The sequence below is a fragment of the Yersinia sp. Marseille-Q3913 genome, from assembly GCF_963892745.1.
Lineage (GTDB): Bacteria > Pseudomonadota > Gammaproteobacteria > Enterobacterales > Enterobacteriaceae > Yersinia > Yersinia bercovieri.
The window spans coordinates 1-11,918 of sequence record NZ_CAWQAF010000008.1; the positions used below are offsets into that span (position 1 = coordinate 1).

Below are 11,918 nucleotides of genomic sequence, written 5' to 3' on the forward strand. Positions count from 1 at the left end.
CCCGTATGTACGGTGGTGTGGGAGGAGGCTGGTTGTGAGATCAGCCCCTATCCCGGTTTGTTGGTACCACAAATCGAATCAGGTTATTCAGCCAGGATGATTAAGCCGGAATAGTGATTGCGGCCTTTAATGCCGGGGTGGGTAGGGTCAATAGCCTGTTGCTGGCTGGTGCGGCGAAAACTGGTGTACTTGAAATGATGCTTATTGGCATCCGATTCGTCAGGTGCTGTGGTGCATTCAGGTGTTGTGGTGCATATAGTACAACCGCCGACCCGGTCGACCTGATGAATTCCCGCTCCACGCAGTTGGTGCTCAGCGATGGCCGCCAAATTGAGGTGACGAAAGCGGGGAGAAATAATATTTTTTGCCAGCGGTAATCGGTTAACAAATTGTTCAACCAACCCCTCATTGACCTCATAACAGCAGGAGCGCGCCGCTGGGCCAATGGCGGCCAGCCAATTAGCCGGATCGTCATCGCGGGCAATACGTTCAACCATCTTTAAGATAATGCCATCTAACAACCCACGCCAGCCAGCATGGACCACCGCAATGCCTTTCCCTTGCCGATGACTGAAAATGACCGGCAGGCAATCCGCCGTCAATACCGTTAATAAAATGCCTGCTTGGGTGGTATAGAGGCCATCAGCTTCGCCACACTCTTGCCCTGGCTCTGTCACATCGACAATTCTGGTGCCATGTACCTGTTTTTTATTGGGTTGTGATGCCCGATAAGGTTGGAGGCTGTCAGGTAATAGCGCTAATTTATTGCCAAACCCGTGGCAGATAGTGGGGATCCGACTCAACTGGGGTGAGAAATCGATCATAGAGCTTACCTAATAAGGAAAAGTACGCCACACAGTGTAAACCGCTTTTGAATTGAATGACTAGTCGCCTTTTCTTATCGAGGTTCGTTAGCGAATTGTTGCAAAATAATGCATCTTGTATCACTGTTTTTGCGCCTGTCGCACAGCGGATAGGGTCTAATGGCAGCTCTACTCTAGGTTAGCACTCAAGGCCTAACTCAATGATTTCTAGACCAAAAAATGACAGTAATAATTTTATTCGTTGGCGTTTCGGCTTATTGTGCGGTTGTATTTTATTGGCATTTTTGGGGCTGATTGCCCGAGTTGCCTGGCTGCAAATTATTGAGCCTGATCCTTTGGTCAAAGAGGAGGATATGCGTTCAGTGCGCGTGGTGGTGACACCGAATACGCGCGGCATGATTACTGATCGCCATGAGCATCCACTGGCGGTCAGTGTTCCGGTCGCTGCGGTCTGGGCTGATCCCCAAACAGTGCTGGAGAGAGGTGGCGTCACGGTTTCCGATCGCTGGCAGGCATTGGCACAAGCGCTCGATATGCCACTGAACCAGGTGAGCAGCCGCATAGCGCAAACCCCTAATGCGCGTTTTATCTATCTCGCCAGACAAGTTGAGCCGAATGTGGCCGAATACATTCAGCGGCTGAAGTTACCCGGCATAGCAACCAAAGTGGAATCAAGGCGCTTTTATCCCTCTGGTGATATTGCTGCTAATCTGGTTGGTTTTACCAATATTGATGATCAAGGTATTGAAGGTGTAGAGAAGAGTTTCAATTCGCTACTGAGTGGCACTGCGGGCAGTCGGGTGGTGCGCAAAGATCGTTTTGGCCGAGTGATTGAGGATATCTCTTCGACTGATAGCCATCCGGGGCAGTCGGTAGAACTCAGTATTGATGAGCGCTTGCAAGCGGAAACCTCACATGCGCTGACCAATGCGGTGATGTTCAATAAAGCGGATTCCGGTTCTGCAGTGGTTATTGATGTGAATACCGGGGAGGTTTTGGCAATGGCTAACTACCCGACCTTTAACCCCAATAACCGCGCCGCTACCCCGGAAGAGAACTTTCGCAATCGGGCCATTAGCGATATTTTTGAGCCGGGTTCAACAGTCAAACCGATGGTGGTTATGACGGCATTACAGCGCCATTTGGTCAAACCGGACACGGTGCTGGATACTCACCCCTACACCTTAAGCGGCCATCAAATCAAAGACGTGGGCTTCTACCCCGCGCTGTCACTGACGGGTGTATTGCAGAAATCGAGTGATGTCGGCGTGTCACGGCTGGCGTTGGCGATGCCCGCATCCGCGTTGATGGAGACCTACTCCTTATTTGGCTTGGGAAAGCCAACCCGGTTAGGGCTAACCGGTGAAAGCAGTGGATTAATGCCACATCGACAGCGCTGGAGTGATCTGGACCGCGCGACCTTCTCCTTCGGTTACGGCTTGATGGTGACACCACTACAATTAGCCCGAGTGTACGCCACCATCGGCAGTTTTGGTATTTATCGACCACTGTCGATAACCAAGGTTGATCCGCCGGTGCTGGGGCTGCGTGTATTCCCGGAAAGTGAGGTGCGGCAGGTTGAACATATGATGGAGAGTGTAGCCTTGCCCGGTGGGGGCGGGACGAAAGCGGCAGTGAGAGGGTATCGGGTCGCGATTAAGACCGGTACTGCCAAAAAGATTGGGCCAAACGGCCAGTATATTGATAAATATGTGGCTTATACGGCGGGTGTCGCGCCAGCCAGTCAGCCCCGTTTTGCTTTAGTGGTGGTGATTAACAATCCACAGGGGGGCAAATACTATGGTGGCGCGGTCTCCGCCCCAGTATTCAGCGATATTATGGGGCAAATATTGCGCACCATGAATGTTGAACCTGATGCCATTCCCACCGGTGTTGCCCGACATAGCTGATATTGCGGATCTACGGCGAAACAGTGGCTTGCAACCGTAGAACTGCTTCTTTAGACTAACGTTGCCTCTGCCGGTGATTCTGGCGGTTAATCATCTGTTATCTGGAACTCAACCATGTCTTATCAGTGCCCCCTTTGTCATCAGGCCTTGCTACCAAGCCCGCAACAGTGGCGTTGCAGCAATAACCATCAGTTTGATTGCGCCAAAGAGGGTTACGTCAATTTAATGCCGGTGCAGCATAAAGGTTCGAAACAACCGGGCGATAGTCCAGAGATGATGCAGGCGCGGCGGGCATTTCTTGATGCGGGCTATTATCAGCCTTTGCAGCAGCGGGTGTGTGAAATTCTGGATTCGGCATTACCGCTGGATGCGGCCATGTTACTTGATATTGGTTGTGGTGAAGGCTATTACACCGCTGCGGTGGCCGAACAGCTAAATCGGCAGCGCCAGATCTCTGTTTTTGGATTAGACGTGGCAAAAGTGGCCATCAGATATGGTGCCAAACGCTATCAACAAGTGAGTTTCTGTGTGGCCTCCAGCCACAGATTGCCCTTTGCCAATGGCTCTCTTGATGCGGTATTACGTATTTATGCCCCCTGCAAAGCGAGCGAGTTGGCGCGCACCGTGAAACCCGGCGGTATTGTGGTCACTGTCGCACCTGGGCCGCGCCATCTCTATCAGTTAAAAGCGCTGATTTATGCTGAAGTACAGCTACACGATGATACAGAAGAGTCCCTGGAGGGTTTTGAATTGGTCAGCCGTGAAACGCTGGGCTATGAAATGAAGCTAAGTGGTAAGCAGGGTTTTAACTTATTGCAGATGACCCCATTTGCCTGGCGCGCCTCCATCGAAACGGGGCAGGAGCTGGCGGCACGCCGCACATTTATCTGCGAAACAGATTTCGTTATCGCGCTACATCGTCGCAAAGCGGAAGTGTCTGCCGCTGAAACTCTAGTCGCTGAGAGTGATGGCGAGTAAATAGGCTATTGCAGCTCGGCCTGACTGCGTTTGGGCCGAGAATCATATTTAACTTATCGCCATTCATGTTGACTATTTAAAGGCGCAATATAGCCTCATGCCAGATCACTTATAAAAATGATATTGTTTTTTTAATATATAACAGTAGAGAAATACCCTGGTGTAGCGTCAGAAATTAACTTAAGTCAAATTTGTGGTCTTTTATATTTAAAATATCATGGGCTATTTTAGATCCAGGTTTCGCCAGGTTCGCCCACCAGATTCAGTCACTAATATTGAGGGGATAAACCTTATCTCTTCAGCAATTTTCAGTGCTAAATCAGCCACTTCTTGCTTGTTTAATGTGCCACTTCCGTAATTGAACTCTCCTTCAGGTAATTTATATATCTTCTCCCTGCCAATGAGACGGGTAAATCCCGCGTCACTCATTTTCTTATTCAGTACCTCATAATCGCCTTCCACTGCATTATGCAAAACAACACTGACCGTGAAGTACGGCATAGCTATTTTTCCAATTGATCAAAAGATATTGCTTATATATCACACTGGAGGAATGCATATTTTGACCGGCGTCTAATTGCTGGCAGGAGGATGAAAATAACCTTGTACAAAATATGGCTTTCGTGTGTGTTCAGGTGTTAGGGGGCGGTTGATGCCCCCAGGGGAATAGGGCGCTTAGAGTGCGAACGATAACCGGTTACGACCCGCGTGTTTTGCCGCGTAACAGGCGATATCTGCCTGACGCATGGCTTGCGCGGCGGTTTCAACTTGTCGGATCAATGGAACAGCGCCCAAACTTGCAGTGAAGGCATAGGATTGACCGCGCCAATGGAACTGAATGGCAGCAATATCGGCGACGACCTGCTCCAGAATGTCCGTTGCGGGTTTGTTTTTGCAATTAAATAGTACGATAGCAAATTCATCGCCACCTAAGCGGGCCACGATGTCATTTTCACGTACTGCTTGCTGCATGGTTTGGGCCACCATGCGCAATACCATATCGCCCGCCTCATGACCCGCGGTATCATTCACTTCTTTGAAATAATCTAAATCGACATAACAGAGAATATGCTGTTCACTCTCGCCCAATTGGCTGATGGCATGGGTTAGCCGCTCTTCTAATCGCCGCCGATTAATGAGGCCGGTCAACATGTCATGGTTCGCCTGATATTGCAGTTCGCGCTGTTCATGGCGTGCTCGAGTCACATCCTGGAATACCACCACGGCGCCAGTGAGTTGGTTGTCACGATCGCGGATTGGTGAGGCCGAACAGCGAATCTCTTGTCGTTCGCCCTGACTCGAAAGTAGCTGACTCCCCTCCGGCAATAAGGTATGGCGCCCCTCATTCAAGCACTGGTTAAAGGCCAGCAGATGATTTTTATCCTGTAGCGGAGACCATAAAATAAAGACCTCTTCAATCGGCAGGCCGCAGGACTCATTCTGGCTACGCCCGGTCATCTCTTCGGCTTTAGGATTCATTAATACGACGCGGCCTTCACAATCGAGAGAAATAATTCCCTCCTGAATAGATGACAGCACCCGATGCAACTGCTCACGCTCCTCATAGCGAGCAACTTCACTGGCACGCAGCGCATCTTCGCGTTGTTTTCGCTCACTCATATCACGGATTATTTTGGCATAACCCAGCAGTTTTCCACTGTGATCATGGACCACGGTAATGACGGTGACCGCCCAAAAACGGGTCATATCTTTGCGAACCAGCCAGCCTTCACGCTCCATGCGGCCAGTGGCTGCGGCGGTTTTCAGCAGTTTTTCTGGCAGACCCGCCGCGATATCTTCAGGTAAGAAAAAACAGCCAAAATGCTGGGCGATTATCTCATTACTGGCATAGCCGATATTGCGTTCTGCGCCGTGGTTCCAGGTGTTGACTCGCCCCCATGGGTCAAGCATTAAAATTGCGTAATCTTCAACGGTATCAACCATGAGGCGAAAACGCTCCTCGCTGATGCGCAATGCCTCTTCCCGCTGGCGGCGCTCTGTCAGGTCGCGGACAATTTTGGTAAAACCCAATAACTTTCCGCTGTCATCATGCATCGGGTTAATCGCCACACTCGCCCAGTAGCGGATACCATTTTTGCGCACATGCCAACCTTCGCTCTGGAAATTACCCTCCGCGGTGGCTTTGGCGAGAGATTTTTCCGGCAGGCCAGCAGAGATATCTTCCTGAGTAAACAGCAGCGCAAAGTGCTCACCAATGATCTCATCGCTGGTATAACCCTCGTTGCGCTCCCCGCCCTTATTCCAGGTAAGAATACGTCCATGGGTATCTATCATGTAGATAGCATAATCTTCGACTTCACTGATCAGGTGGCGAAACAGCTCTTCACTTTTACGCAGGGCGTTTTCTCGCTGCCACTTATCAGTTAGATCACGGGTCACATGCACAAAACCTTGCAGATTATTATCTGCATCATGCAGTGCGTTGAGGGTGAGATTGCCCCAAAAGCGTTTGCCATTCTTACGGACTCGCCAGCCCTGAGTTTCATAGTGACCAAACTGATTGGCGTGCTGTAGCCCTTTGATTGGTAGCTGCCCAGCCAAATCTTCTGGGGTATAAAACAGTTCGAAAGATTGGCCAATGATCTCTTCAGCGCCATAGCCGGTATTGCGTTCTGCGCCGCTGTTCCAGGTCAGGATATATCCTTGGGCATCAATAATGTATATGGCGTAATCATCTACGGCTTCAATCAATAGCCGGAAAATGTGATCGTCAAATGATGCTGGATGCAGAGCCATATCGGTATTTCCTTGAATTTTTATTCAGCACACTGTGGCTGAGCAGAACTATAGCCAGAAGCTTTAATCTGTTACCGCGATAAAAGTGATGCGCCAGTTTATCGCCAACTAGCAAAAGTAGGTAATAAGATTTTTATCTCTATAAATAATTAATAAGGCAAGGGTGGGGGCGGATATATCATCTCAGTCAGCGGGGCTGAGGTGTAAAGCCTTTGGCAGTAAGGCTTCAGGCGACTTTCCTATTAAATTAAGATGGCGTGAATAATAATGTTTCACCCTAGAGATAATAGGGGTAAATCCAAATTGGAAGTATACAAATATTGACTTAAGTAGGGAGGATTAATTAATTTCAGTTCTGATTAATTAGATTTTAGACGTAATTTTACTTTAATTTCCTTCCATATCAGCGAGTAGTGGCGTTACTAAGCGCGATCATCTATTTCACATAATGACTCTGATTCTTTTACGACCCAAAAAATATCTGCCATGAAGCGCAGAAATGCTTGCATCGACAGGTGTTATGCGGATAATTCTGAATCCTTATAATAATCATTCGCATTGCTAACAGATTTGCAAACTTCAGGGGCATCAACACAATGAATCAATCAATCTCCACCCGCGCGCATCAGAAACGGCTGGCACCGCGTCTTTTATGCGTGATGATCGGGGCAGCACTTGGCACATTATCGGCATCTGCATGGGCGGCAACCACCACAGATAGCGCGGCTGACGGCGTTAAAAAAACCAGTGCCACAGCGGATATGGCTAAGAGTGATGAGAGTAAAAAAACTGACACCATCACAGTCGTCGGGACGCAGGATACATTCCGCGCTGGCGGTAATGACTTAATCCCAACCTATCTGGACGGGCAGGTGGCGAATGGTGGCCGCATTGGCTTCCTCGGGCAGCAAGATGCCCGTAATGTGCCATTTAACGTGATTAGCTATACCTCGAAAATGATCGAAGATCAGCAAGCGGCGACAGTTGCGGACGTGGTTAGAAATGATGCTTCGGTGCAGAATGTGCGTGGTTATGGCAACCCATCACAAAATTACCGCATTCGTGGTTACAACCTCGATGGTGATGATATCTCATTTGGCGGCTTATTCGGTGTGTTACCACGTCAGATTGTCTCTACCAGCATGGTTGAGCGGGTCGAGGTATTTAAAGGTGCGAATGCCTTTATTAATGGTATTTCACCCAGTGGTAGTGGTGTTGGTGGGATGATTAATCTGGAACCTAAACGCGCTGGTGATACCCCATTGACTCGCGTCACTGTAGATTATGGTTCCTCGTCACAAGTGGGGGGGGCCTTGGATGTGGGCCGTCGTTACGGTGATGATGATCAATTTGGTGTTCGGGTGAATGTATTGCACCGTGAAGGCGAAACCGCCATTAAAGATGAAAAGAATCGTTTGACCGCAGTGTCTACCGGTCTTGATTATCGCGGTGATCGCGCTCGTACCTCATTGGATGTGGGCTACCAAAAGCAAACTATTCATCATATGCGTACCGATGTTGCCATTGGTGGTGCTACGGTGATCCCAGAACCGCCATCAACGACACTGAACTATGGCCAATCTTGGGTTTATACCGATATGGAAACCACCTTCGGTATGCTGCGTAGCGAGTATGATGTCAGCCAAGACTGGACGGTTTATGGCTCTATTGGTGCCAGCCGTAATGAAGAAACTGGGCAATATGGTTCGCCAACCCTAACGAGTGCTAATAATGGCGATGCCACTATTTCTCGTTTGTATGTCCCTTATGTGGCCGATTCTGTGGCTGGTCTGGGTGGGATCCGTGGTCACTTTGATACCGGTTTTATCACTCATAAAGTGAACCTGGGTTATGCGGCTAACTATCGTACCGCTAAGTCTGCTTGGAATATGTCGAACCCAGAAAATACTAATATTTACAATCCCGGTGTGGTTGGCTTCCCTCCAACGACTATGGGCAGTACCAATCAGGATCCAACCCTAAATAGCCAAGTACGGGCCTCGGGGCTTTCATTATCTGATACCTTATCGATGATGGATGACAAAGTGTTGGTGATGCTGGGGCTACGTCGTCAGGAAGTGACCATCCGTAACTTTGACAGTGGTGTTCCTAATAGTGCTGGGTCACTGGATGAAATGAAGGTCACGCCGATTTACGGCATCATGGTGAAGCCTTGGGAAAAAGTATCGCTGTATGCTAACCATATCGAAGCATTAGGGCCGGGCAAAGCTGCACCGTCTACCTACAGTAATGCGAGTGGTGTTACAACGCCTGTGGCTAATAAAGGCCAAATTCCGGGCATTATTCATTCAAAACAGAATGAAATTGGCGTGAAATTTGATAACCAGCGCTACGGCGGCACCTTGGCACTGTTTGAGATCACCCGACCAACAGGCAATGTTGATCCCTCTACTAACCTATATGGTTTCTATGGCGAACAGCGTAACCGCGGCATTGAGCTGAATGTCTTTGGTGAGCCGGTGTTTGGTACTCGTCTGCTAGGGAGTGCCACTTGGTTGGATCCTAAGCTGACTAAAACACAGAATGGAGCAAACAATGGTAATGATGCCATTGGTGTGGCCCGTTATCAGTTAGTGTTTGGTGGTGAATATGATATTCCAGCCGTTGAAGGGCTGACAGCCACGGGCACAGTGGTGCGGTCAGGTTCTCAGTATGCTAACGAAGCCAACACCTTAAAACTGAAACCATGGACCCGCTTGGATCTGGGCGTGCGTTACACCATGCCAATGAAGGATACCAACCTGACCTGGCGTGCAAACGTTGAGAACGTGACCAACGAGCGCTACTGGGAATCAGTTGAAGATAGCGGTACTTACATCTATCAGGGTGATCCGCGCGCATTGAAATTGTCAGTCTCAATGGATTTCTGATCACTAAGTTGATGCCCGCTTAGTTGACTGGCATTCGCGAAATAAAAACCCCGCACCCTTTCCTTTATCAGGTCAGTTCAGTGCGGGGTTTCTTTTTGGTGCCAGCTTTATTTTAGGCCGAGAATAAAAGGGCGATGCCCTGTTAGGCTAGCGCGTAGATATGCTCATACAGAATATTAAAGCCGATGCCAATTAGCACTATCCCACCAATGATTTCAGCACGTTTACCCAATAGTGGGCCAATGTAGCGGCCAATCAGCATACCGAGGGTGGCCATGATCATGGTGGCTAATCCAATCGCCATGGCGGTGTGAACAATGTTCACTTGCAAGAATGCCAGGCCGACACCAATTGCCATGGCATCAAGGCTGGTGGCAATGGCGGTCATCACCAGCACCCAAAAGCTGTGGCTGCGCATTTTTTCGGTCTCTTCGACTTGCTGTTTCGCGCCTTCAAAGATCATGCGAGAACCGAGAATAAACAGCAGGCTGAAAGCAATCCAGTGATCCCACTCCAGTATATATTGACTGGCGAACAAGCCGATACACCAACCAATCAGTGGGGTAATAGCTTCGATCACGCCAAATATTAGGCCGGTACGCAGTGCTTCTCTAAAACGGGGTTTGTGCAGACTGGCGCCTTTACCAATAGATGCAGCAAATGCATCCATCGACATAGCAAAAGCAAGAATAAGTGTTGCAGATAGATTCATAGAAATAAACTCGGCCGGGCGGCTCCATATACACGTAACCCACCCCCAACCTAACGACGGAGCTACGTGTCTATGGTCTCGCCAACCTTACCTGGCTGCCCGCACCACGTTTCAATAGATGAAACGAGTATGTTGATACGGGCGTTTCTGTGTATCGAGCTATTAAAAATAGAACGAATAGAAACCGGCTACTCCCCATGAACGGCGCAACCTTAACATATAAATTATTATATCGACAACCCCAAGAATAATATGGCAAATAACTGGAGTTGATAATGATTTTCATTATCGGATTTTTATTGGTAAATAGTCTATATAAGCATCAATGTTGGTGTGGAAATAAGTCTGGAAGGGAGTGGTAATTGCTGGGAAATTAATCTGTTGAGTAATGGTGAAATAGACTCATTTCCCAGTAAAATTGGCTTTATGATTGATTTTCAATGAAAAAATTATAGATTTTTTCTAAGTCATCTAATTGACTGACTTGGATTAGTAATCGGCGCTGCTCTAACTGAATGACTAAGATCCCATCTTCAGATAAATTCATGCTTTTTATCCGGCTATATTCAATAAAAGCATTAGCGTAGAAGAAACCTGTATTTTTAAACAACAGTTTGGGCCAACGGATATAAGAGATATAAACCGCAATTAATGCTAAACCCACTAATAAATAAGTGGTTAACGGTGCACCATTTGCCATGACATTATTGTAAATGAGGATAGCAATCAGCCCGACAAAGATGGCGCAGTCGATTTTGCTTTTACGTTTGAGGTGAACTTGTAGCCGGGTTTTGCCTTTCATCATATTCATGATGAATTCATCATAAATTGCATAAGCAAGAAGTAGGGCAATAAAGACAATTAAAACGATATCGGTAACCGACATGCAACAACTCCTGAAATAAAAAACCGGGAGTTTTCCCCCGGTTTTAGCTCAATCTAACGATGCAATTATGGTGCCAGGAAGCCAATCCAGTAGCCGAAGATACCGATAGCGAAGAAGCCCATAATAATCCAGAGTGCGTTAACTTTGCGGCGTAACAGCCACATACAACCGAAGGTTAACAGTAGTGGCACCAAGCCTGGCATCAACTGATCCAAGATGGTCTGCACCGTGGTGACGGTGGTCTCGCCATTCTGGTTGGTTATCTTGGACACCACAACCGGTATGTTGACGTGCGTCCACTTGTTAACCAAGGCCCCCATCACAAACAGGCCGAGGATAGACGCCCCTTCCGTCAGTTTTTGTAGCAGGCCGCCGTCCATATCGCTGACGATATTGACGCCTTTTTTATAGCCGTAGGCCACGCCATAGTATCGGGTCAGTAAACGTACCAGGTTAAACAGCACAAAGAACAGCAGCGGACCAAGTAGGCTACCGCTCATTGCGATACCCGCACCGAGAGCCGCCAATACCGGACGTACAGTACCCCAGAATATTGGGTCACCCACACCGGCCAGAGGCCCCATCAGGCCCACTTTGATACCGTTAATGGCCGCGTCGTCAATCTCCGCACCATTGGCTTTCTGCTCTTCCATCGCCAGCGTGACACCCAGAATCGGGGCAGCTACGAAGGGTTGGGTGTTGAAGAACTCCAGGTGGCGTTTGATGGCCTGCTTACGCTCTTCTGAGTTCTCTGGATACAGACGACGGATCGCCGGCACCATGGAGAAGCAGAAGCCCAGCGCCTGCATACGTTCGAAGTTCCACGACCCTTGGAAGAGGTTAGAGCGGATAAACACACCGCGGATGTCGGCGGGCGTGAGTTTCTTTTCGCCAGTTGTTGTTTTATCAACACTGGTTTTATCAAGCACAGTTGTTGTATCAACCATTTCTCTCACCTAT

9 protein-coding genes and 1 riboswitch are annotated in these 11,918 nt (G+C 48.6%); of the genes, 3 read left to right on the forward strand and 6 right to left on the reverse strand.

Features of this window, described 5'->3' with window-relative positions; all coding sequences use genetic code 11:
- Nucleotides 1-83 precede the first annotated feature (83 nt).
- Nucleotides 84-824: a peptidoglycan editing factor PgeF gene (pgeF, locus tag AACW11_RS03865; RefSeq protein WP_212586036.1), complete on the reverse strand. Its 741-nt coding sequence runs from the start codon at nt 822-824 to the stop codon at nt 84-86.
- 200 nt (nt 825-1,024) lie between these two features.
- Here pgeF and ftsI point away from each other — a divergent pair, with 200 nt between their 5' ends.
- The gene (gene ftsI, locus AACW11_RS03870; protein ID WP_212586037.1) at nt 1,025-2,734 is read left to right on the forward strand and encodes a peptidoglycan glycosyltransferase FtsI; all 1,710 of its coding nucleotides are present in this window, start codon (nt 1,025-1,027) and stop codon (nt 2,732-2,734) included.
- 114 nt (nt 2,735-2,848) lie between these two features.
- Nucleotides 2,849-3,712 carry a 23S rRNA (guanine(745)-N(1))-methyltransferase gene (rlmA, locus tag AACW11_RS03875; RefSeq protein ID WP_212586038.1) on the forward strand — a complete coding sequence of 288 codons (864 nt, stop codon included), beginning with the start codon at nt 2,849-2,851 and terminating at the stop codon, nt 3,710-3,712.
- Between the two features lie 222 nt (nt 3,713-3,934).
- Here the strand turns inward: rlmA and AACW11_RS03880 are convergent, their stop codons facing one another.
- Together AACW11_RS03880 and AACW11_RS03885 are read right to left on the reverse strand one after the other, a co-directional pair.
- Nucleotides 3,935-4,213: a hypothetical protein gene (locus AACW11_RS03880; RefSeq protein WP_032897046.1), complete on the reverse strand. Its 279-nt coding sequence runs from the start codon at nt 4,211-4,213 to the stop codon at nt 3,935-3,937.
- A 174-nt stretch (nt 4,214-4,387) separates the two neighbouring features.
- Nucleotides 4,388-6,469 (reverse strand): PAS domain S-box protein, encoded by a 2,082-nt coding sequence (locus AACW11_RS03885; RefSeq protein ID WP_212586039.1) that lies wholly within the window; start codon nt 6,467-6,469, stop codon nt 4,388-4,390.
- Nucleotides 6,470-7,065: 596 nt separating this feature from the next.
- On the opposite strand from AACW11_RS03885, the gene AACW11_RS03890 reads away from it, so the two are divergent.
- On the forward strand, nt 7,066-9,360 hold the full coding sequence (locus tag AACW11_RS03890; protein ID WP_212586040.1) for a TonB-dependent receptor: 2,295 nt from the start codon (nt 7,066-7,068) through the stop codon (nt 9,358-9,360).
- Nucleotides 9,361-9,502: 142 nt separating this feature from the next.
- On the opposite strand, the gene mntP is transcribed toward AACW11_RS03890, so the two are convergent.
- The 3 genes from mntP to AACW11_RS03905 form a co-directional block, all read right to left on the reverse strand.
- Nucleotides 9,503-10,072, reverse strand: a complete 570-nt coding sequence (mntP, locus tag AACW11_RS03895; protein ID WP_212586041.1) for a manganese efflux pump MntP — start codon at nt 10,070-10,072, stop codon at nt 9,503-9,505.
- A 10-nt stretch (nt 10,073-10,082) separates the two neighbouring features.
- A riboswitch (yybP-ykoY riboswitch) is annotated at nt 10,083-10,281 on the reverse strand.
- Nucleotides 10,282-10,496: 215 nt separating this feature from the next.
- Nucleotides 10,497-10,958 (reverse strand): DUF986 family protein, encoded by a 462-nt coding sequence (locus AACW11_RS03900; protein ID WP_212586042.1) that lies wholly within the window; start codon nt 10,956-10,958, stop codon nt 10,497-10,499.
- Nucleotides 10,959-11,023: 65 nt separating this feature from the next.
- Complete coding sequence (locus tag AACW11_RS03905) at nt 11,024-11,905, reverse strand: PTS mannose transporter subunit IID (RefSeq protein ID WP_005272512.1); 882 nt, start codon at nt 11,903-11,905, stop codon at nt 11,024-11,026.
- Nucleotides 11,906-11,918 lie beyond the last annotated feature (13 nt).